The 21645-nt window shown below is 62.0% G+C and carries 21 protein-coding genes; 9 read left to right on the forward strand and 12 right to left on the reverse strand.

Annotated elements, in window-relative coordinates; translation table 11 throughout:
- Positions 1–45: 45 nt before the first annotated feature.
- Genes phnK through phnG form a run of 5 tightly spaced genes read right to left on the reverse strand, consistent with a single transcriptional unit; the run spans position 46 to position 3992 of the window.
- Complete coding sequence (phnK, locus tag ACO1XS_RS08600) at positions 46–816, reverse strand: phosphonate C-P lyase system protein PhnK (protein WP_486390446.1); 771 nt, start codon at positions 814–816, stop codon at positions 46–48.
- Positions 813–1745, reverse strand: a complete 933-nt coding sequence (locus tag ACO1XS_RS08605) for an alpha-D-ribose 1-methylphosphonate 5-phosphate C-P-lyase PhnJ (RefSeq protein ID WP_486390447.1) — start codon at positions 1743–1745, stop codon at positions 813–815. The genes phnK and ACO1XS_RS08605 overlap by 4 nt, the downstream gene beginning before the upstream one ends.
- Positions 1742–2908, reverse strand: coding sequence for a carbon-phosphorus lyase complex subunit (locus tag ACO1XS_RS08610; RefSeq protein WP_486390448.1), 1167 nt, complete (start codon positions 2906–2908; stop codon positions 1742–1744). Before ACO1XS_RS08610 ends, ACO1XS_RS08605 begins: the two co-directional genes overlap by 4 nt.
- Positions 2908–3522, reverse strand: a complete 615-nt coding sequence (gene phnH, locus ACO1XS_RS08615) for a phosphonate C-P lyase system protein PhnH (RefSeq protein ID WP_414720189.1) — start codon at positions 3520–3522, stop codon at positions 2908–2910. Before phnH ends, ACO1XS_RS08610 begins: the two co-directional genes overlap by 1 nt.
- Complete coding sequence (gene phnG / locus ACO1XS_RS08620) at positions 3519–3992, reverse strand: phosphonate C-P lyase system protein PhnG (RefSeq protein WP_331568127.1); 474 nt, start codon at positions 3990–3992, stop codon at positions 3519–3521. The genes phnH and phnG overlap by 4 nt, the downstream gene beginning before the upstream one ends.
- A gap of 154 nt (positions 3993–4146) precedes the next feature.
- Between phnG and phnF the strand changes: the two genes are divergently transcribed.
- From phnF to ACO1XS_RS08650, 6 genes are all read left to right on the forward strand, one after another.
- Complete coding sequence (phnF, locus tag ACO1XS_RS08625; protein WP_486390567.1) at positions 4147–4893, forward strand: phosphonate metabolism transcriptional regulator PhnF; 747 nt, start codon at positions 4147–4149, stop codon at positions 4891–4893.
- A complete protein-coding gene (locus ACO1XS_RS08630; RefSeq protein WP_486390449.1) occupies positions 4890–5627 on the forward strand; it encodes a DUF1045 domain-containing protein in 738 nt (245 codons plus the stop codon). Before phnF ends, ACO1XS_RS08630 begins: the two co-directional genes overlap by 4 nt.
- A 218-nt stretch (positions 5628–5845) precedes the next feature.
- Complete coding sequence (locus tag ACO1XS_RS08635) at positions 5846–6745, forward strand: phosphate/phosphite/phosphonate ABC transporter substrate-binding protein (RefSeq protein ID WP_331568129.1); 900 nt, start codon at positions 5846–5848, stop codon at positions 6743–6745.
- A complete protein-coding gene (phnC, locus tag ACO1XS_RS08640; protein ID WP_486390450.1) occupies positions 6742–7584 on the forward strand; it encodes a phosphonate ABC transporter ATP-binding protein in 843 nt (280 codons plus the stop codon). Before ACO1XS_RS08635 ends, phnC begins: the two co-directional genes overlap by 4 nt.
- A complete protein-coding gene (gene phnE, locus ACO1XS_RS08645) occupies positions 7581–8384 on the forward strand; it encodes a phosphonate ABC transporter, permease protein PhnE (RefSeq protein WP_331568131.1) in 804 nt (267 codons plus the stop codon). The genes phnC and phnE overlap by 4 nt, the downstream gene beginning before the upstream one ends.
- Positions 8385–8419: 35 nt before the next feature.
- The gene (locus ACO1XS_RS08650; protein ID WP_486390451.1) at positions 8420–9076 is read left to right on the forward strand and encodes a DapH/DapD/GlmU-related protein; all 657 of its coding nucleotides are present in this window, start codon (positions 8420–8422) and stop codon (positions 9074–9076) included.
- 82 nt (positions 9077–9158) lie between these two features.
- Here ACO1XS_RS08650 and ACO1XS_RS08655 read toward each other — a convergent pair whose 3' ends face one another.
- The 6 genes from ACO1XS_RS08655 to ACO1XS_RS08680 all read right to left on the reverse strand — a co-directional run bounded on the left by ACO1XS_RS08655 (position 9159) and on the right by ACO1XS_RS08680 (position 15868).
- Complete coding sequence (locus ACO1XS_RS08655; RefSeq protein WP_331568133.1) at positions 9159–9422, reverse strand: DUF2249 domain-containing protein; 264 nt, start codon at positions 9420–9422, stop codon at positions 9159–9161.
- A gap of 120 nt (positions 9423–9542) precedes the next feature.
- Positions 9543–11537 carry a beta-galactosidase gene (locus tag ACO1XS_RS08660; protein ID WP_486390452.1) on the reverse strand — a complete coding sequence of 665 codons (1995 nt, stop codon included), beginning with the start codon at positions 11535–11537 and terminating at the stop codon, positions 9543–9545.
- 87 nt (positions 11538–11624) lie between these two features.
- The gene (locus ACO1XS_RS08665) at positions 11625–12476 is read right to left on the reverse strand and encodes a carbohydrate ABC transporter permease (RefSeq protein ID WP_331568135.1); all 852 of its coding nucleotides are present in this window, start codon (positions 12474–12476) and stop codon (positions 11625–11627) included.
- A gap of 14 nt (positions 12477–12490) precedes the next feature.
- Positions 12491–13438 (reverse strand): carbohydrate ABC transporter permease, encoded by a 948-nt coding sequence (locus tag ACO1XS_RS08670; RefSeq protein WP_331568136.1) that lies wholly within the window; start codon positions 13436–13438, stop codon positions 12491–12493.
- Positions 13439–13454: 16 nt separating this feature from the next.
- Positions 13455–14690, reverse strand: a complete 1236-nt coding sequence (locus ACO1XS_RS08675; RefSeq protein ID WP_331568137.1) for an ABC transporter substrate-binding protein — start codon at positions 14688–14690, stop codon at positions 13455–13457.
- Between the two features lie 20 nt (positions 14691–14710).
- Complete coding sequence (locus ACO1XS_RS08680) at positions 14711–15868, reverse strand: ABC transporter ATP-binding protein (protein WP_486390453.1); 1158 nt, start codon at positions 15866–15868, stop codon at positions 14711–14713.
- Positions 15869–16086: 218 nt separating this feature from the next.
- On the opposite strand from ACO1XS_RS08680, the gene ACO1XS_RS08685 reads away from it, so the two are divergent.
- The 3 genes from ACO1XS_RS08685 (at position 16087) to ACO1XS_RS08695 (ending at position 20193) form a co-directional block, all read left to right on the forward strand.
- Positions 16087–17130: a LacI family DNA-binding transcriptional regulator gene (locus ACO1XS_RS08685; protein WP_331568139.1), complete on the forward strand. Its 1044-nt coding sequence runs from the start codon at positions 16087–16089 to the stop codon at positions 17128–17130.
- Between the two features lie 236 nt (positions 17131–17366).
- Entirely contained in the window at positions 17367–18413 is a 1047-nt protein-coding gene (locus ACO1XS_RS08690; RefSeq protein WP_331568140.1) for an ABC transporter substrate-binding protein, read from the forward strand.
- 100 nt (positions 18414–18513) lie between these two features.
- Positions 18514–20193, forward strand: coding sequence for a GMC family oxidoreductase (locus ACO1XS_RS08695; RefSeq protein WP_486390454.1), 1680 nt, complete (start codon positions 18514–18516; stop codon positions 20191–20193).
- Here the strand turns inward: ACO1XS_RS08695 and ACO1XS_RS08700 are convergent.
- Positions 20190–21635 (reverse strand): aldehyde dehydrogenase family protein, encoded by a 1446-nt coding sequence (locus ACO1XS_RS08700; RefSeq protein ID WP_331568142.1) that lies wholly within the window; start codon positions 21633–21635, stop codon positions 20190–20192. The two genes, ACO1XS_RS08695 and ACO1XS_RS08700, sit on opposite strands and share 4 nt — an antisense overlap.
- Positions 21636–21645: the final 10 nt, after the last annotated feature.

Raw genomic sequence — 21645 nt, forward strand, 5'->3', positions numbered from 1 at the left:
TTCAAGGCGCGCCATGCGGCGCGCGATTCGTCGCGTGAACTGGCCCTAGGCAGGCAGCACCGACGACACGAGCAATTGCGTATAAGGGTGCTGCGGGTCGTCGAGCACTTGATCGGTCAGCCCCGTCTCAACGACGCGGCCTGCTTGCATCACCATCAGCCGATGCGCGAGCAAGCGCGCGACGCCGATGTCGTGTGTCACGATCACACAGGCCAGATGCAGCTGTGCCGTCAGCGTGCGCAGCAGATCGAGCAGGCGCGCCTGCACCGAGACATCGAGGCCCGCGGTGGGCTCGTCCATCAACACCAGCCGCGGACCGGTCACCAGATTGCGCGCGATCTGCAGACGCTGCTGCATGCCACCCGAAAACGAGGTCGGCAGATCGTCGATGCGTCCGGCATCGAGTTCCACGCGCCGCATCCAGTTCGACGATGTCTCACGGATTTTCCCGAAATGACGCGCACCGACGGCCATCATCGGTTCGCCGATGTTCGCTCCGGCCGATACGGTCATGCGCAAGCCGTCGCGCGGATTCTGCTCGACGAACCCCCATTCGGTACGCATCAGATGGCGTTGGCGCGCCTCGCTGAGCGTGAACAGTTCCAGCGACTCGCCCTGGGCCGACGTGTAGGTCACGCGGCCCGACGCCGCGCACAGGCGCAACGCGATCGTATTCAGCAAGGTTGTCTTGCCTGAGCCCGACTCGCCCACCACGCACAGTACTTCGCCGGGATAGAGATCGAAGCTCACGTCTTCGCAGCCCGGCCGTTCGCCGTAGTACGTCGTCAGACCTCGCGCGCTCAATAGCGGTGTCATGAGCGCGCTCCCTCGGGCTCGGCCACGGGCGCATTGTCCGTTTCGCGTTTGGCGACCTGCTGCTGACAGTAGTCGCTATCGGAACAGATGAACATTCGCTTGCCTTTGTCATCGACGATCATCTCGTCGAGAAAGCTTTCGCGCGACCCGCATATTTCACAGGCATGCTCCCATCGTTGCACCTCGAACGGATAGTCTTCGAAGTCGAGGCTGCGCACGCGGGTATAGGGGGGAATGGCGTAGATCCTGCGCTCCCGGCCGGCACCGAATAGCTGCAGCGCGGGGTTCATGTGCATCTTCGGATTGTCGAACTTGGGAATGGGCGATGGCGCCGCCAAATAGCGATCGTTGACGATAACAGGGTAGTCATACGTCGTGGCAATACTGCCATGGCGCACGATATCCTCATAGAGCTTGACGTTCATGAGCCCATACTCGGAGAGTGCATGCAGCTTGCTGCACTCCGCGAGCCGCGGCTCGAGCCGGTAAAGTGGCTCGGGCATCGGCACTTGATATACGAGAATCTGCCGATCGCTCAGCGGTGTTTCCGGAATGCGGTGACGGGTTTGAACGATCGTGGCTTCGACGGTGCGCGTCGTAGTCCGGATCCCGGCCGTACGGGCGAAAAACCGTCGGATATTGACGGCGTTGGTCGTATCGTCCGAACCCTGATCGATGACTTTGAGCGTGTCGTCGCGGCCGATGATCGCCGCCGTCACCTGAATTCCACCTGTACCCCACCCGTACGGAAGCGGCATTTCCCGGGAGCCGAACGGTATCTGATGGCCCGGAATCGCGATCGCCTTCAGCAGCGCCCGGCGTATCATCCGCTTCGTCTGCTCGTCGAGGTAAGCGAAGTTGTAGCCTTCGGCCGCTTCGTTCGCCCGATCCGTCACGTTAGCCGAGTATGCTTCATGCGGAGCGTTCATGCGGTGTCCTCCCCTTCCCTGGCCTGCTGTGCCGCTGCGTGCGCAGCCCGCAGGCGCCGCACCAATTCGAGTTCGGCTTGGAAATCGACATAGTGAGGCAACTTCAAATGTTGCACGAAGCCCGAGGCCTCCACGTTATCGCTGTGATAAAGCACGAACTCGGGGTCTTGCGCGGGTGCCGTCACCGCCTCGCCCAACTCCTCGGCGCGCAGTGCGCGGTCGACGAGCGACATTGCCATTGCTTTGCGCTCCGAGTGGCCGAAAGCCATGCCATACCCCTGGGTAAAGCTCGGCGGGGCCTTTTGCGTACCCGAGAACTGGTTGATCATCTGGCATTCGGTCACTTCGATGTCCCCGAGTTCGACGGCGATGCCGAGCTCTGGAATCTCCATCTCGACGGCCACGAGGCCGTTGCGGATTTCTCCCGCGAACGGGTGGTTGCGTGCGTATCCGCGCTGCGTCGAGTACCCCATCGATAGCAGGAAGCCTTCGTCGGCACGGGCGAGGTTCTGCAGTCGCACGGCACGTTCGGCCGGCATCAGCAGCGGTTCGACTGCCAGGTCGACAGGAGCCTCCGCGTTCTCCGAAGGCTGTTCCTGCTCGATGAGCCCCTCTGCATCGAGCAACGCCACGACGCGCGGCATCGCAACCGCCGATGCCTCGTCCACGGTTGGCCGCTCGTCCGATGCGTTCGCCCCCGCTTGCAGCGATGCCCGAGGCGAGGCGCACTCATCGCCGGATTCAAGTGCCGGCTCATCGGCCAACAACGAAAAGTCGAGCAATCGCTGCGTGTAGTCGTAGGTCGGCCCCAACAGTTGTCCGCCGGGAACGTCCTTGAACGTGGCCGAAATCCGGCGCTGTACCTCCATGCGCCCGGTTTCGATCGGCACCGTGTAGCCGAAACGCGGCAATGTGGTGCGATAGGCACGTAACAGAAAGATCGCTTCGACGAGGTCGCCAGCGGCTTGCTTGATCGCGAGCGCCGCGAGTTCCTCGTCGTAGACGGAGCCTTCCGTCATGACGCGCGCAACGGCCAGCCGCATCTGCTGACGAATTTGCGCGATCGTCAGCTCCGGCTCGGCGGGATCGCCCCTCCGTGCTTTGTCGAGCAAACGCCACGAAGCCTCGATCGCGCGCTCGCCACCTTTGACTGCAACGTACATCAGTTGAGCTCCACTCGGGTGGTGCGGGGTACGCCGATGACGGACCGTCCGCAAAAGAAATAGCAATCGATGCCGCACGGTGCTTGTGCGCTCAGCGCCGTGCGTTCGTGCCAGAACGAGTCGGCTACGCCGACGGGCGCAATGCGAATATCCGATCGTATTCCCGGCCCGGTGAGCCTCAGTGGCCGCCCGCCTTCCAGCGCAGCGACGCGAATCAGCAGCGTCGCGGAATGCTGCGGTGCCTCCGGTGTGCCATGCGAAAACCCGTCGATCGGCGGCATCTTTGCGGGGTCGGAGATGTAAGCGAATGCGGCTTCGCGCGATTCGTCGACGAGCGGCGCCCCCGTGTGAAAACGAATGGCCTGTGCGAGCGCTTCATCGGGCTGTTGCAGCCAGACGGGTGTCGAGAAGTCCGCCAGCGTCAGCACGGCTGCGAAGGCCGCGGCCGGCCACCGGCGATCCACGGCGTCGTCGAGCACCACGTCGATCGAGCGCGTCGTGCCCGGTCGCGCAAGGACGTCGAGCAGTACGCGAAACGAAACCTGCGCATCGTGGACGGGATCGGAAAAACCACGCACGAGCGTATCGAGCGACGCAAGATTATCGGCCATCATTCCCCTCGCACCATCGTATAGAAGTCGACCCGGGTGGACGCCGTGCTCGCGGCACGTTCACGCCGTGCGTCGTCACGCGATCGCGCGAGCGGCTCGATCAGCCGCAAATGCAGCGCGTCGTGCCAGTGCGGCGTTTGCAGCATGGCATCGGCGAGCGCGGCGAGCTCCGCCCGACGTTTGTCGCGTCCTAATTGATAAGCAATGCCGATGGCGCCGTCGGGCGATTTCAGCCGCAGCACGGCGCGCGTGACGGTGGTCTCGCCGACGTTGAACGGATCGCCTGTTCCGCCGATGCGCCCACGCACCATCGCAAGCCCCGTTTGCGGAGCACGCAGCCAATCGAAGGCGGGTAGCCCAGTCCCGCCGCAGACCCCAACGAGCGCCGATTCGAGCGTGGCGCGCGGTGCCCGGGCAAGCTCGGCCAGCCAGCACCGACGCTCCGGCGCGATTTCCGCAGATAATGCCTTCATATCCTCGATTCCCGTGCCTTCATGACATCTAGTCGTCTAGACGACCAGATCAATAAACTGCATGCTAGCATATCGCCATGAAAGCATTCGAACCGATCGGAATGACACAACGATGAAACGCAGCAACAACGGACGCGTCACCGAGCCCGGCGGGATGCCGTTTGCAGCGAGCACGGTGGAGCGCGGCGCCGGCGTGGCGGTATGGCGGCAGATCGAACAGACGCTGGCCTCGGAAATCGCCGCGAGCGGATTCGGTGAAGACGGTCGCTTGCCGAGCGAGGGCGAGCTCGCGAAGCGCTTCGGCGTCAATCGCCATACTGTGCGGCGCGCAATGCTCGGGTTGGCGGCGCAAGGCCTGGTCAGCGTCGAACAGGGCCGCGGTACGTTCGTTCAACCGGGCGCAATCGACTACACGATCGGGCGCCGCACGCGGTTCACTGAGAATCTGCGCGAGCAGGGCCATTCGGCATGCGGTACGGTGCTTTCCTCCGCGTCCGTGAAAGCCGAGCTGAAGATTGCCAAGGCGCTGGGTTTGCGCACGGGAACGCTCGTGTATCGGATCGAATCGCTGCATGCGGCGGATGGCGTACCGCTTACGTACGCGCTTGCCTGGTATCCGGCCGCGCGCTTCGCGGGATTGCCGCAGGCGCTGGAGCGAACGAATGGCGGCTTCTCGGCCGCGCTCGCCGAATACGACGTCATCGACTACGCTCGGCGCTGGAGCAGGATCGGCAGTACGCTGCCCGACGCGGATGTGGCGCGCCGCCTCAATATCAACAGGCAGCAGCCCGTGCTTTGGGTCGAGAACGTCGATGTCGACGCAGACGGTACGCCGATCAAATACGGCTTTACCTATTTCGCCGCGGACCGGGTACAGCTACTGGTGGAGCAAAACATATGAGCGATGGCTCGAAGACGGTTTGCGAGTGGACCGACCAAAGCCGATTCGCGATTTACTACGCCCCAGCGCGCGGCTCGGCATGGTGGGATATCGGTTGCAGCTGGCTCGGACGCGATCCCGAATCAGGACAAAGGCTCGTTCCACCGGTGCTGCCGGCGCTCGCCGCGCGTTCGCGCGATGTGCCCGGCCTCGCGCGGGCGCCGCAGCGCTACGGTTGGCATGGGACGTGGGTGGCGCCCGCCCGGTGTGTGGCCGGTGCGGCGCTCGAGGACGTCTTTCGGGCGGCGCACAAGTGGGCACGGCGCCAAGAACCGTTTGATTTGCACGTGGAGGCGGCGGCGCTCGAACGATTCGTCGCCATCCGTCCGGCAATGGCTGACGGCGGCGCCGCCATGCGGGCGCTTGCGGCTGACGCCTTGCACGAGTTCGCGCCTTTACGCGCGATGCCGAACGAAAATGAGCGGCGCCGCCGGCTCGACGGTCAATTGACGGAGCGGCAGCGCGAATTATTGGACCGCTGGGGCTATCCGTTCGTGCTCGACGAATTTCGCTTTCATATGACGCTCAGCGATCCGATAGATGCCAACGAGCGGCAGATGCTGGTTGACTGGTGGAACGCACAGATCCCGCAACTAGGCCCCCTGCGGATCGATGGTGCGGCAGTTTTCGCCGAGTGCGGCCCTACCCAGCCGTTTGTGCTCGTCGCTCGTTTTCCTTTCGAGGGTGCGCGATGAGAGGGCCTGCGGCTCGTATGCGGCGCGGCACGGTCGCCTGAAACACATCTAGACGTCTGGATATCCATTCGTAAGATGACAGGTAAATAGCAGCGCACAGCTTTTTCACAAATTCATCATCTATCCATCCCACAATGCGCCAGACGCGACGCATGGATGTGCCGCCCGCGTTTAGCCGATTCGCAACCGACACACCACCACTCGGGGAAAGGGACGATATGAAGCTGTTGAAAGTTGCCGCTGCCGCCGCGCTCGTCGCGAGCTTCGCTGCCGCCAATGCGCATGCCGAAGGAACGTGCCCCAACAACGGCGTCGTGCGTTTCGGCGTCGAACCGTACGAATCCTCGCAGCGCCTGCTGCCTGTGTATCAGGACGTTGCCAAGCTGATCGGCGACAAACTTGGCTGCAAAGTAGAGCTTTTCGTCGCGACCAGCTACAACGCCGAAATCGAGGCAATGCGCAACGACAAGCTCGAAATCGGTCAATTCGGTCCCCTGGGCTATGTACTCGCGCATCAGGTCGCCCACGCGGAAGCCGTCGCAACGTTCGCGGGCGAGGACAACAAGCCGGCTACCTATACGGCGTCGATCGTGACCTGGCCGGGGTCGGGCATCAAGTCCCTCGCTGACATCAAGAGCCGCTCGTTTGCCTACTCGGATCCCAGCTCGACGTCGGGCCACCTCTTCCCTGCCTACGGCCTGAGCAAGAACGGCATCGATCCGGACCATGGCGTCAAGGCGATTTACGCGGGCAGCCATACGGCGTCGTTCGAGGCGCTGCGCAACCACAAAGTGCAGGCAGGCGAGCTCAACAGCGAAGAAATCGCAAGCGCGAAGCTGCATAACGAGTTCGACCAGAATGCCTACGTGACGCTTTGGCAATCGGAGCCGATTCCGCTCGATCCCATCGCCGTGCGCGGCAACCTGCCCGCCGAGTTCAAGCAGCGTCTCGCGAAGATTCTGAGTTCGCTCGATTTTCATGAACTGCCGGAAGCCGATCAGAAGTTCCTTGCGGCGAACGAGAATCCGGCGCTCAGGACCACGGTACAAAACGATGCCGCCTACGATCAGATCCGCGATCTGGTCAAGACGCTGCACGTCGACCTGGCAAAACTGTGAACTCCATTCTCGGAGCGCCCGGCGCTGAGGCATTCGGGCCGCACAGCCGGCCACACGATCGCACGGCGCCGCGAGGCGGCGCTCGCGCCCGCGGTGCGACGCTGGCCGTGCGCAACCTGACGATGCGGTATCCGAACGGGCACGTCGCCCTTCGAGACGTGACTCTGTCGGTCGAGGCGGGAGAGATGGTCGTCGTGCTCGGCAGCAACGGCAGCGGGAAGTCGACGTTGATGAAGTGCGTGGTCGGCATGAACCGACCTAGCGCCGGCAGCGTCGAAGTGGCGGGCCGCGATCTCACGGCGCTCTCGGGCAAGGCGTTGCGCGAGGCGCGGCTGCCGCTTGCCCTGATCTCGCAGCATGCGAATCTGGTGCGGCGCCGCAGCGTGCTCGCCAACGTCTGTTGCGGGACGCTCGGCCGGCATCGCACGCTTGCGACGACGCTCGGATGCGTGCCCCGCGAAGAAGTCGGTCCGGCGCTGGGTCACCTCGCCGAGGTGGGGTTGGCCGAGCTTGCCGGTCAGCGCGCTGGAACGCTATCGGGCGGTCAGGCTCAGCGTGTCGCCGTTGCTCGGGCGCTTGCGCAGGCGCCGCAGGTGCTGCTCGCGGACGAGCCTGTTGCGAGTCTCGATCCTGAAGCCGCCGACGAGGTCATGCGGCTGCTGCGTCGCCTTGCCAGCCACGATGGCCTCGCCGTGGTCTGCGTGCTGCATCAGCCCGAACTTGCGATGCGCTACGCGGACCGGCTCGTCGGGCTGCGTCGTGGCCGTACGGTGTTCGACCGGCCCGCGGCGGAGGTCTCGCAGCGCGAGATTGCCGAGCTCTACCAGGCGGACGCATGATGAGCACCACATACAAAGGTCCGATGCCGGGCGGCCCCTCGCCGGCGCGTCAGATCGGTGCGATCGCCGCGGTCGTGCTGATCGCCGCGCTTTTCGTTCAGGCGTGGATCGTCGTGCAAGCGCGGCCCCAGGATCTCGTGACGGGTGCTCATGGGATGGCCGATATCATCTCGCGCGCCCTTCCCCCGGCCTTCGATCAGTTCAAGCCGACGTTACTGCCGGTGCTGGAAACGATCGATCTGGCGATTTTCGGCACCGTATTCGGCGTCGTGCTCGCCTTCCCGCTCGCTATTCTCGCCGCACGGAACCTGACGCCCGCCAAGCCGCTCTATTACGCGGCGCGCGCGGTCATTGGGGTGGCGCGGGCCGTGCCCGACCTCGTATGGGCGTTGCTGTTCGTGACCGCTGTCGGCCTCGGGCCATTTCCGGGCGCGCTGGCGCTTGCGGTCCATTCCGTCGGCATGCTCGGACGGCTCTTCGCGGAAGTAATCGAGGATATGGATATGGGTCCCGTCGAAGCACTGACGTTGACGGGAGCGAGCCGTATACAGGTGTTCACGCACGCCGTCGTGCCGGGCGTGCTTCCTTCGCTGTTGGGCATCGCGCTGTACCGCTTCGATGAAAACCTGCGATCCTCGCTCGTGTTGGGCTTTGTCGGCGCCGGTGGTATCGGCTTCCTGTTGCTGACGGCGATGAATCTGTTTCAATATCAAACGGTCGCGTTACTGCTGATCGTGACTTTCGTGCTCGTCGCGTGCGCCGAGCGGATTTCCGCCTATCTCCGAACGCTGGTCGCTTGAGAGGGCGCGCTTCGAAACATTGCTGAGGCAAGGCCATGTACATCGAAAAAATGGGCGGTGTCGACCCCTGGACGCTCGGCGAGGTATTGTCCGATGAACCCAGGATCGATCCGACAGCAGTCGTTCGAAAGAGCGAGCTCGGCTGCTATACGTATCTCGGCCCACGCACGCAAATGGCGGATGCGGTCTTCGGCGACTACAGCTACGCGATGGGAGACAACCAGATCGCGCATGCACGTATCGGCAAATTCGTGAATATCGCCACGTGCGCGCGCATCAATCCGCCCAATCACCCGACGTGGCGGGCCACGCTTCATCATTTCACCTATCGGTCGCGATCGTATGGACTCTCGCTCGATGACGACGACGAAATCTTCGAATGGCGCGCGCAGCACCGCGTCGAGATCGGCCATGATGTATGGCTCGGTCACGGCGCGATCGTCATGCCGGGAGTGAGCATCGGCAACGGAGCGGCCGTCGGCTCCGGTGCCGTCGTGACAAAGGACGTGCCACCCTTTGCGATCGTCGTCGGTGTACCGGCGCGCGTGATGCGCCTGCGCGTCGACGAACGCACGGCGGAGCGCCTTCAGCGGATCGCCTGGTGGGACTGGCCGCGGGAGCGCCTCGATGCCGCATTGGCCGACTTCCGCACGCTCGATGCCGCTGCGTTCGCCGAGAAGTACGACGGCTGATGTGAGCGCCCGTCAAAGAGCATCGAGACCAGGTCCGCCGCGCGCTTTAATCGAGTTCATCAAGGCGTGCGAATAGGCACGATCAATCGAGCCCCGTCGCCGGCTTGCCAATCAGCACGCGCCACAGGTCTGGGCTTCCCTTTCCGCATTGCCACCAGAACCCGTCCGGCAATTCGGCAGCAAACTCCTCGAGCAACGGCTCGGGATTGTGGTCCGATACGAGTTCGAGCGCCTGACCGGGCGACAGTCTTGCAAACGTGTCGAACACCATCGAATGGCGCTCGCTCGGATCAACGGTGCCCACGTCGAGGACGATTACAGCAGCAGGGGCTGTGAAGGCAGACATGTTCATACTCCAGAATGGAACGGAAGATAACATTCATCCAATATGTATGTTTTAGCACAGAGGTCGATATCCGAACCGAACTGGGTCAATTGGTCGCATCACGGATGAAGGCGACGGCCCTCACAAAGAGGAGACTTGAACGAGTATTTCCACGCCGCCCGGAGCGAGCTTCATGTTGCCGCCCGAAAAGCTGCCGCCCGACAGCGCACTTACGCAATTGCGGAGCGCAATCGACACTTCCTTCGGCTCCTTCGAGAGATTCAGTACAAAGATCAACCGTCGCTCGTCGGACTGTCTTATCGCGACTTCCACACCATCCGGGAGTTCGAGGCTGCAGTCGATGCCTGCGTCACGCGCGATGCGACGCATCAAGACCTGGCTTGCTTTTTCGTCAAGCACCGTACCGATGTAATAAACCACGCCCTTACCGTGCGCGTTTCGCGTCACGGCCGCCTTCCCCGCGAAGTATTCACCCGAGTACGTTGCCGTCGTTTCCGCTGTGACAGGTGTCAGGATGTCGCACCATTGACCGCACGAGAGACGTTCGCCGCTCTCCAGGCTCAGCGTCTGCGCGTCCTTCCCCACCGGATCGTATTCGTCGACATACGCGCCGGCGAGTTCTGTCAGCAGATTCGGCAGCCGGTCCGGCAAGCAGACGTTGTTCATGTTCTTGACCCCGGATCTCGTGGTCAGCAAGAGCATGCCTCCATTCTCGACATAGCGCTTGAGCTTGCCGGCCATTTCCTCGTCGATCAAATACAGCATCGGCGCGATCACGAACTTGTAACCCTGGAAGTCTTCTCGCCAGTTGATGACGTCCGTTCCAACGCCCATTCGAAGCAATGCGGAATGAAGCCGTTTGATATTTCCCAGGTAGTCGAACCCATCGGCCTGCGGTTGTATCTGGAAGGCATTCAGTTGCTCGTGCGAAAAGAGCATGGCTACATCGTGCTTGAGCGTGGTTCCCTCGAGCAGCGGGGCGAGTTTTGCAGCCTCGGTGCTGAATTGAACGAACTCTTCGAAGCGACGTCCGGGCTGCCCGTGGTGATCCAGAAGCCCGTGCCAGAATTGCTCTGCTCCAATACGCGCCGAGCGCCAACGAAACTGGACGATGGTGTCCGCACCGCGGGAAACGCTCTGCCACGCGTAAGCGCGGATCATGCCGGGAAACGGCGTACGCGACATCGGGTACCAGCATCCCGGTGTCCCGCTGAGCTGCTCCATGACCCAGAAGTTCTGGCGTTTCACGCCGCGCGTCAGATCGAGCGTCAATGCGCCGTGATACATCTTCGACTTCGAGTCGTCCTGGAGGTCTGTCGCCGGATAGTAGTCGACGGACGCAAAGTCCATGCTGTCGAACATATCGTAGTAGTCGGCGGTGACCGGGTAGCCCCACAAATTGTGCGTCACGAACTTTCCAGGACTGTTCTTCCTGATCAGCGCTGCCTGAAAGCGGTTGAACTCGGCAACCGCATCGGAAGAAAACCGCCGAAAGTCGAGCAGGAACGAGGGGTTGAGATGCGGCGAACCACCCAGCGGCGTCGTTACCTGATTCCAGTCGCTATATTCCCCGCTCCAGACGACGGTTCCCCACTCGCGATTCAGGGTCTCCAACGAGCCGTATTTTCGCTGTAGCCAGCCACGGAACAAGCGTGTGCAGTTCGCGCAATGGCAATCGTTCGCCGCGAGTTCGTTGTCGGTTTGCCAACCGATGACGGCCGGATGCGATGCGTAGCGCCGCGTGATTTGCTCGATGATCCGCTCGCCAAACTTGCGCAGCGATGGGCTGTTGTAGCAGCGGTGCAGGCGTACGCCTGCGAAAACCGCATTTCCTTTGTTATCCACGGGAAGGACGTCGGGATAATTGTGCGTCAACCAGACCGGCGGCGTCGCAGTCGGTGTCCCAATCACCACGTCTATTTCATGCCGTGCCAGCAAGGCAATGGCCTGGTCGAGCCATTCGAAATCGAACTTGCCCTCCGTGGGCTCGAGACGTGACCACGCGAACTCAGCCAGGCGAACGATCGTGATGCCGGCTTCCTGCATCTGCCGCGCGTCTTGCTCCCACAGCGAAACGTCCCAATGCTCCGGGTAATAATCGACACCCACCTTCATGGAGAGATTCCTTTGATTAAGTAAACGTTAGGGACGCACAGCGCCCTGCGGGCCCGATGCCCACATCGATGGTCGATGTGTGATCGCTCAGCCCTTCGTGGCGCCGAATGTCAGACCGGCGACGAAATGCTTCTGCATTGCGAAGAAAATAACGATGGACGGAAAAGCTGCGAGGAGCGAACCCGCCGACACGAGATTCCAGGCGGTGGTCCACTGCCCCTTGAGGGCGGCCACCCCGACCGTGATCGGCGCTGCGTCGTCTCCTTGCGTCAAGGACAGTGCCCAGAAGTAGTCGTTCCATACGAACGTGAACACGAGAATGGCAAGCGCCGCCAGAGCCGGCGCGATCAAAGGCAGGATGATGCGGTAAAACAATTGCCACTCGTTGGCACCTTCGACGCGCGCAGCTTCGACGAGCTCATACGGAAGCTCCTTGATGAAGTTTCGTAGAAACAACGTGCAAAACCCCGTCTGGAACGAAATGTGAAACAACACGAGTCCTTCGAGCGTGTTGAATAATCCGAGGTGAAGCGTCAGTTGACGAACGGGGATCATCAGAATCTGGATCGGAACGAAGTTGCCGGCCACGAAGATTCCCAAGATGCTGCTGTTACCCTTGAAGGGATACGTCGCCAGTGCAAAACCTGCCATTGCGGCAAGCGCAATGGATCCGACAACTGAAGGCACGGTGATCAGGCAACTGTTCATGAAGTAATGCAGCATGGGCGAATTGAACAGTACCGCCCGGTAGTTCTCTACGAGCGCGAACCGCTCGGGCCATCCCCAATAGTTGCCTTGAACCAGATCGTCCGTCGAGCGCACCGACGTGATGAAGACTGCAATCAGCGGAAGCAACCAGATGACGAGAGCGATGGGCAGCGAGGTTTTATAAACCCTGCGGCCCATCGGACTCCAACGGCTCACCGGAGTGGGATACATAACCTTTTCCTCTGTTATCGGTCGGTGTGAAGAAGCCGGCGCAGCTGGTACACGATGAACACCAGCATGATCAAGAACAACACAACCGCAATCGCCGCCGAATAGCCAAATCTGAAGTACTTGATGGCTTGGTCGTACATGAAATAGGCCAGCACAGTCGAGCTGTCGAACGGCCCTCCTCCCGTCATCACCGCAATCAAGTCGAAGCTTCGAAGTGCGCCGATAATGGTGAGCACGACGGACAGGAACGTCGCGGGACGCAGTTGAGGCAGGACGACATGCCAGAGAAGCGACCAGCCCGTTGCGCCCTCCATACGGCCAGCCTCGACGATTTCCGGATTAATGCTCGTGAGGTTGGTGAGATACAGCAGCATGCAGAACGGGATTTGCGGCCACAGCGCTGCCGCGATCACACCGAACGTGGCGTAACGCTCGTCTCCCAGCACCGGAATGCCATGTCCCACGATGAGCTTCAACAATCCAAACGCGGGATCGTAGAACCAGCTGAAGATCAGTCCGACCACGACCCCCGATAGCACGAACGGCGAAAAGAACAGCGACTTGATCAGTCGCATACCCTTTACGCTCTGATTGAGATAGAGCGCAAAAACGAGTCCGATGGGAGGAGCCAGTAGAAACAGCACGAGCCAAAGGACGTTGTTCTTCAATGCAACATAGAACGTGTCGGTGTGAAGCAACTCACGGTAGTTCGCAAGCCCGACAAAGACCTTGTCACTCATCCCGTCCCAGTTGTAGAGACTGAGTACGATGCTGCTGATGATCGGGTAGATCACATAGAGGCAGAACATCGCGCAAGCGGGCAGCAGAAACAACAATGCAGCTCGCTTGCGTCGGGTTGCGAGTGGTGCGTGCACTCGATCCCCTGGCGTGCGGCGCAAGCGCCCGGGTTGCTGCGCAGATGAACTTCGATTCACCGACTTCCTCGTTTCGGCTGTGGCCATCTGAACCCTCGCGTGATCAGGACTTGCTGTAGACGCGCTTGCGCGTCTGTTCGAGGTGGCTGAGAATCTCGTCGAGCTTCGAGGGATCGCTGACGAATCGCTGCATCCCCTTCATTCCTTCGTCGGCCATCTCCTTGGTCATGTCCCGGTCGTAAAACTGAGCCACACCGCCTGTCGTTCCTGACAGGATTTGAAAACCGATCTTGGCGATGGGATCGTCGGGCATCGCCGCCTTGTTATTGGCGGGCAATGTACCGACTCCTTTGGCGAGTGCCGCGTCGTTACCCGGTTGACCCATGAACGCAAGGAACTTGCGTGCATCGGCCTTGTTGGCTGCCCGCATCGGAATGTTCAGGCATTCGGCCGACCCATCCTCCGCCGGTGTGACTTTCGGATCTACGGTTGGGAACCTGAAGAAGCCGGTTTGGGCTTTCGTAGCCGGAGGAAGCCCCGGGGACAGGAACGTTCCCATGAGCATCATGGCCGCCTGGCCCTGGCTGTAGAGCGGCTGGACGGAGTCGAGGCTATAGGAAAGCGGATTGTCGATGAAGTACTTGTTGTCGATCAGGGTCTTCCATGCCAGATACACATTCTTTACGCGCGCATCGGTATAGGGAATCTCGCCGTTCATCAACTTCATGTGGAAGTCGTAGCCGTTCATGCGCAGGTCGAGATAATCGAACCACGCAGCAAGCGTCCACGAATCGCGGCCGCCCACCGCGATCGGCGCAATACCGGCCGCTTTGAGCTTCTTGCAATCGTCGAGAAAGGCTTGCCAGGTCGTGGGTTCGCCTTTGATTCCGGCCTTCTCGAACAGGTCTTTTCGATAGTAGACGCCCCACGCGAAGTACTGGGTGGGCATCGCATACTGCTTGCCGTTGTACGAGGATGGAGTCTTCAGTGACGCGAACTGTGTATTCCAATCGTTCTTTTGCCAGTCGGCCGACAGATCGTCGAGCAGGCCGCGTTTCGCGTAGTAGGCCATGCGCTCGCCCTCATGCCAATTGATCACGTCCGGAGACACCGACGTCAGCCATGCCGGGAGTTGAACCTTGTAGGTCTCCTCTTCGACGAAGGCGACTTTGGTCGTCACCCCCGGGTTGGCCTGCTCGAACTGCTTGATCAGGTTTTCCCAGACCGCACGCGTCTCCGCTCCCTTGAAAGCGATGTTCAATTGGAGCGTGCCGGCGCTGGCGGAGGTAGCGATGGACAGCGCGGCACTCAGCACTGAAAGTGCAATGATTCGGTTCATGGATGTCTCCGGAGGTTGTTTTATTGAAGCTTCGGTACCGCACTGCCGTCGGCGGAAAATACGTGGCAAGCGCTCGAGTCGAAGCGAACCGCGACACGCGTGCCAGGCTGATAGCTCGCGTCGCCGGGTTGCTTCACGACAACCGTGGTCCCGGCGGCCTGGTCCTCGAGATGTAGATAGCTGTGTTCACCCAGGCGCTCGACCAGTGTGACTTTGCGCCGAAGCGTTTGCATCGTGCCGTTCGAGCCTTCCTCACTCTCGTCGCCGCTGTCGATCACATGGTCGAAGTGCTCGGGGCGGATGCCGAGTTGCACCGGTTGCCCGACGCGCAGGAAAGAGGCGTCCACTTTGGCCAGCACATCGTCGTCGGACTTGTCCAGCCTTGCGACAATCCCGTCGCTGCTCAACGAATGGACGGTTGCGCCAAGGAAGTTCATCTTGGGGCTGCCGATGAATTCCGCAACGAAACGACTGTTCGGACGGTGATAAAGGTCGAGGGGGGAGCCGACCTGGGCAATGCTCCCGAATCGCTCGGCATCTTTTCCGGCACGCAATAGAACGATCTTGTCTCCGAGGGTCATCGCCTCGACCTGGTCGTGTGTCACATAGACTGTGCTCGCTTGTGCGAACTGACGATGAAGTTTGGCGATTTCGACGCGCGTCTGGCTGCGGAGCATGGCGTCGAGGTTCGAAAGCGGTTCGTCGAACAGGAACACACCGGGCTCCCTAACAATGGCGCGACCGATTGCGACACGCTGACGCTGCCCGCCGGAGAGCGCGGCCGGCTTTCGTTTCAGCAACGCGTCGAGTTGCAGGGTTTTGGCCGCCGTTTGAACCTTGCTTGCAATCTCGCCGGCGGGTAGTCCGGACAGCTTCAAGCCAAACCCCATGTTCTCTTCGACCGTCATATGAGGAAACAGGGCGTAGCTCTGGAAGACCATTGCCACGCCTCGCTTGGCCGGCGGTATCGCGTTGATGAGGCGCCCGCCAATTTGCACGTCGCCCGATGTGGCATCTTCGAGGCCGGCAATGATGCGAAGCAGTGTCGACTTGCCGCAGCCGGATGGGCCGAGGAAAACGCAGAACTCGTTCTCGCCGATATCGAGATCGATTCCGCGCAGTACGGGCGCGTGGTCGCCGTATGCCTTCGCCACGCCTTTCAGTGAGATGGCCGCCATGTCTCCGTCCAATATGATTTAACGTTACATCATTGGGCGTTTAAAAAAGGCCGCGAGGCCTGTCCGGATGTAACCTTACCTGTTGTCCGACCGGACTCTACGCCGGATTTTTTTTCGACGCAATAGGTTTTCTACCCATCGCGAGTTGACAACCTTTCTCCGCGCCTATTGAATGTGGCGTCGCGCAATTTTCGGCGCCCGCTACGAAACCACCCGCCATGAGCAGCAGACATTTCACCCCGGCCGTCACGATCAGAGAGGTAGCGGAGGACGCCGGCGTCTCGGTCATGACGGTATCGAATGTGCTGCGTGGACGCGGGCGCGTCGGAAAAGAGACACGACAGCGCGTACTCGATGCCGTGGAACGACAAGGCTACCGCCCCAACTTGACGGCGCGCGCGCTCGTAGAGCGCAAGGCTCCGACGCTCGCATTGATGCTGAGTTGCATTACGAACCCGTTCTATCCGGAATTCACGCTTGCCGCGAATTTGTCCGCGCTCAAGCATGAGCGCCATCTACTCGTGTGCAACACCGATCACGAGCCGGATCGCGGGATGAGCTTTTTGCAGCAGGTCGCGGGTTCTCTATCCGACGGGGTGCTCGTAGCGAACTTCGGGGACCTGCCGATAGAGGAGCTGCGCAAGCTCCAGCAGCGCGGCATCCCCGTTGCCATATCGGTGTGGGAACTGCCCGACGAGCCGCCCGGCATTCCGTGCGTGACATTCGACGCCAAAGCTGCCGCGAAGCTTGCGGCGAGCCACCTCGTCGAACTGGGACACCGGCGCATTGGCGCCATCATCGGCAGCCGGAAAAATGGCATTCACCGGGCGCGTTATGCGGGTTATCGAGAGGTCATGCGTGAAGCGAAGATTCGTTGCGTGGCGGCTGATGAACGTTTCACCGAGGACTCCTTCGAGGACGGATATCGCGTTGCCACGGAACTGCTGTCTTCTCGCCCTGACCTGACGGCGTTGTTCGTATCGAATGATCTTCCTGCGTTGGGTGTATTGAACGCGGCCGCGGACTTGGGATACTCGGTACCCGACGATCTTTCGGTCGTCAGTATTACGGACATCGTTCCGGCCAGACAATCGCGGCCCGGGCTGACTACCGTAGCTATTCCCACGGCCGAACTTGCGGAAAAGGGAATCGGTCTGCTCATCGATCTGATGAGCGGACGCGCGACGGACTCGACTGTCGTTCATACATCGGCACCCCAGCTCGTCATTCGTGGGTCTACGGCGGAACCTCGGCAACAGTGATGTCCCGATGCATCTGCCGTATTCGTCGAGTCGCCTGCCCCCGCGTCGATTTGCATGACCCGCAAGCGGGCATTACATCAAGTCATACCGACTCAAACAATTTCGGCGTTGTGGCCGCGAAATTGGCTCACTATATTCGAAGCAACCGGATGCTGGACCTGCTCCGGGCCGCCGTGCGGAAACGTTGACGAACCCGCCACGGACAGTGTTTTCCCTTACTGCGTCGAGGAAGAGCCGTGATCAAATTGAAGACCTTGTGCCCGGTTGCCATAACACTCTCGATCGGGTGCGCGGGCACCGCACCTGCGTTCGCCGCGGGACAGATAACCTTCGTCTCGCAAGGCGGCGCTTATCAGGAAGCCCAGACCAAGGCGATCCTCGATCCGGCCGCGAAGGAGCTCGGCATCACGATCAAGCAGGACAGCATTCCCGACGCATGGCCGCAAATCAAGGCGCAAGGCGCAACGGGCAAGCCGATCTGGGATGTCGTGGACACGCCTACATCCAACTGCCTGCGCGGCGGTCGCGAGGGGCTGCTCGAAAAGCTCGACTTTTCGAAAATGCCGAACGCGGCGGCGGTTCCCGAGAAATACCGGACGCCCTACTCGGTCGCATACGAGTTCTATTCCACCGTGATCGGCTATAACAAGAAGACCGTGAAGAAGGTCCCGCAAAGCTGGGCCGACTTCTGGAACGTCAAGGGTTTCCCCGGTACGCGCGCGCTGCGCAACGATCCGCAGACGGTGCTCGAAGCGGCGCTCATGGCGGACGGTGTGCCCCGGGACAAGCTCTATCCGCTCGATGTCGATCGCGCATTCAAGAAACTCGCGCAAATCAAGCCCGACATCGCCGTCTGGTGGACTTCGGGCGGCCAGTCCGCACAGTTGTTGCATGACGGCGAGGTCGACATGGAAATGATCTGGAATGGCCGGGCGAGCACCGTCGCGAAGGACAATCCGGATATCGCCTTCACCTACAACGACGGGATTCTCCAAAATACACAGCTCTGCGTGCTCAAAAATGCGCCGAATCTGGCCAATGCGATACGCTTTATCGACGCCGCGGAGTCTCCCGAGCTGCAGGCCAATCTGCCCACCTATATCGACTACGGCCCAGGCAATCCCGCCGCATACAAGACGGGCAAGATTTCGGCGAAACGCGCGAGCGAGTTGCCCAGTTCGCCCGAGAATGCAAGCAAACAGGCGCTGATGTCGGAGGAATGGTGGGCGTCCGATGCCGGCGTCCAGGCGAAGGCACGCTGGCTCAAGTTCATGCAGCAGTAATACCCGAAACGCTCGTCAGTGCGGGCTGCGCACCGCCGATGCCGAGCGCTTTCCCTTTCCAACTGCGCCGCTTGCGGCGCTTTTTTTCTGCTCTTCGATTGTGTTCGACTACCTGATACTCGGAGGCGGCTCCGCCGGCTGCGTGCTTGCCGCGCGGCTCAGCGAGAACGCGAACCATACGGTATGCCTGGTCGAGGCGGGCCGCGATCTCACGTACGCGTCGATGCCCGCGGACATTCGCAGCCGGTATCCGGGCCGGGCGTATCTGGACACGCGCAACATCTGGCGGCGGTTGCAGGCTCGCATGAGCGCGCCGGCCGCCCGGCGCCGCTACGAACAGGCGCGGCTGCTGGGCGGAGGCTCTGCGATCAATGCGCTTATGGCCAACCGCGGCGCGCCCGCCGACTACGACGAATGGGCGGAATTGGGGGCATCGGGCTGGGATTGGGCACACTGCCTGCCGTATTTTCGGGCGCTGGAAACCGACTGCGATTTCACCGGTCCGCTCCACGGTACGAACGGGCCGCTGCGAGTCCGACGCGCAACCGCGGATCGGCTATCGCCGTTCGTGCACGGTGTCGTCGCCGCACTCGCGCGCCGCGGTTATCCCCTGCGTGACGATCAGAACGGGCCATGGGAGGACGGCGTATTTGCCGGCGTGATCGCCGTCAGCGAGACGGGCGAGCGCATCCCCACATCGATTTGCTATCTCGATGCAGCCGCCCGCGCGCGGCCGAACCTCACAGTACACACCGACGCGCTCGTCGAGCGCGTGCGATTCGACGGGCGCCGCGCAACCGGCGCCGAGATACGCCTTGCCGACGGCACGCTCATGGCCCCACGCGCACGGCATGTCATCGTCTGCGCGGGCGCGATCCACAGCCCGGCGCTGCTGATGCGCAGCGGGATCGGTCCGGCCGACGATCTGGGGCGGCTCGGCATCGAGGTCATTGCGGCGCGCGCCGGCGTGGGCGGGAATCTGATGGAACATCCGTCGATCGCCGTATCGGCCTTCCTGCCCCGCACGATGCGCACGCCCTTTCCGGACGAGCATCACGAGCAGGCCATCGTCCGCTACTCGTCGGGACTGCCCGGCACGCCTGCGGGCGATATGCACGGCGCGATCCTGTCGCGCTCGGGCTGGCACTCGGTCGGCTATCGGCTGGGCACGATGTTCTTCTGGGTCAACAAGTCGTATTCGCGCGGCCGCGTGACGCTCGCGTCCGCGGGGGCTGATGACGAGCCAACGGTCGATTTTTCAATGCTGTCGGATCCCCGCGATCTGGAGCGGCTCAAAGGCGCTATGCGGTTCGGAGCGGCAACGCTTGCAGACGCCCTGCTCGCCGCACGGCTCGGCCCGCGCTTTGCCACGAGCTATTCGCCGCGCGTCGCAGCGCTCGCGCGACCCAGCGGATGGAATGCCGTGCAGCGCGGCGCACTGAGCGCGCTGCTCGACATCGCGGGGCCGCTGCGGGCAACGTTGATCGAGCAAGTCATTACGCAAGGGATCGCGCTCGATGCGCTGCTTGCCGACGATGCGGCGCTGACCGCCTTCGTCAAACAGTCGGTCGGCGGCACATGGCATCCGGTGGGCACTTGCCGGATGGGCGCAGCCGACGATCCGCTCGCGGTGACAGGCCCGGACGGCGCAGTGCACGGCGTCGAGGCGCTCTATGTCTGCGACGCGTCGTTGATGCCGTCGATTCCATGCGCGAACACGAACGTGCCGACGATCATGATTGCCGAGCGCATCGCGGATATGCTGCGGGCAGTGCGTTAGCCGAGCACCGCGTCTCGGCTGCCGTACCCGACGATACCCTTGACCTCGAGGAACGATTCAATCCCCCATTCCCCATACTCGCGCCCATTGCCGGATTGCTTGTAGCCGCCGAACGGCGATCCTGGGTCCCATGCGGGGTAGTTCAGATAGACGCTGCCGGCACGCATGCGGAACGCGACGCGACGCGCACGCTCGATGTCGCACGACTGCACGTAGGCGGCAAGACCGTACGGGGTATCGTTCGCGATCGAGATCGCCTCTTCTTCGTCGCGGTACGGCAGTATCGCCAGCACGGGGCCGAAGATCTCTTCGCGGGCAATCGTCATATCGGGCCGCACATCGGCGAACAGGGTCGGCCGCACGTAATAGCCGCGCTCGAGGCCGGTGGGGCGGCCCAGCCCACCCGTCACCAGCTTTGCACCTTCTTCGATGCCGGCCGCAATCAAGCGCTGGATGCGTTCGAACTGCACATTGCTGACGACGGGGCCCATCGTCGTACCCGCGGCGTCGGCCGGTCCGACCCAATGCGCGGCGGCCGCGCGCGAGGCGATCTCGAGCACCTCTTCGTGACGCGCTGCGGGGACGAGCATCCGCGTCGGCGCGTTGCACGATTGCCCACTGTTGCTGAAGCAGCTGTTCACACCCTTCGTCACGGCAGTCTCGAAATCGACGTCGTCGAGCAGGAGGTTCGCCGACTTGCCGCCAAGCTCCTGGTGCACGCGCTTGACGCTCGGCGCCGCGAGCGTCGCGATCTGCACGCCGGCTCGCGTCGAACCGGTAAACGAGACCATGTCGATCCCTGGGTGCGAACACAACGCCGCACCGACCGTCGGGCCGTCGCCTTGTACGAGGTTGAACACCCCGGGCGGCACGCCGGCCGCATCGAGCACCTCGGCAAAGAGCACGGCATTCAGCGGAGAAACCTCGCTTGGCTTGAGCACCATCGTGCAGCCGGCAACGAGCGCGGGTGCCACCTTGCTGACGATCTGATTCATCGGCCAGTTCCATGGCGTGATCAGCGCCGCGACCCCGACGGGCTCGTAGCGCACGAGCGTCGTTCCCTTGCTGCGCTGCCATGCGAACGTCTCGCAGGTGCGCAGCAACTCCTCGAGATGACGACGGCCGAGCCCTGCCTGCCATTCGTGCGCGAACGGCCGCGGCGCGCCGATCTCACGGGAAATGGTGTCGGCGATCTCGTCGTAGCGTGCGAGGTAGGCATCGAGAATCCGGCGCACGAGCGCGATGCGTTCGCCCGGGTCGGTCAATGAGAACGTCGTGAATGCCCGGCGGGCCGCGGCAACAGCGCGATCGACGTCGCGCGCGTCGCCAACCGCGATCTCGGAAAACGGTGTCTCGGTGCACGGATCGATGACGGGGAGTCGTGCGTTGCCCGCCGGCGCTACCCACTCGCCGTCGATATAGAACTTCAATGCATTGTTCATAAGGGTTCCG

The organism is Trinickia sp. (assembly GCF_057351765.1).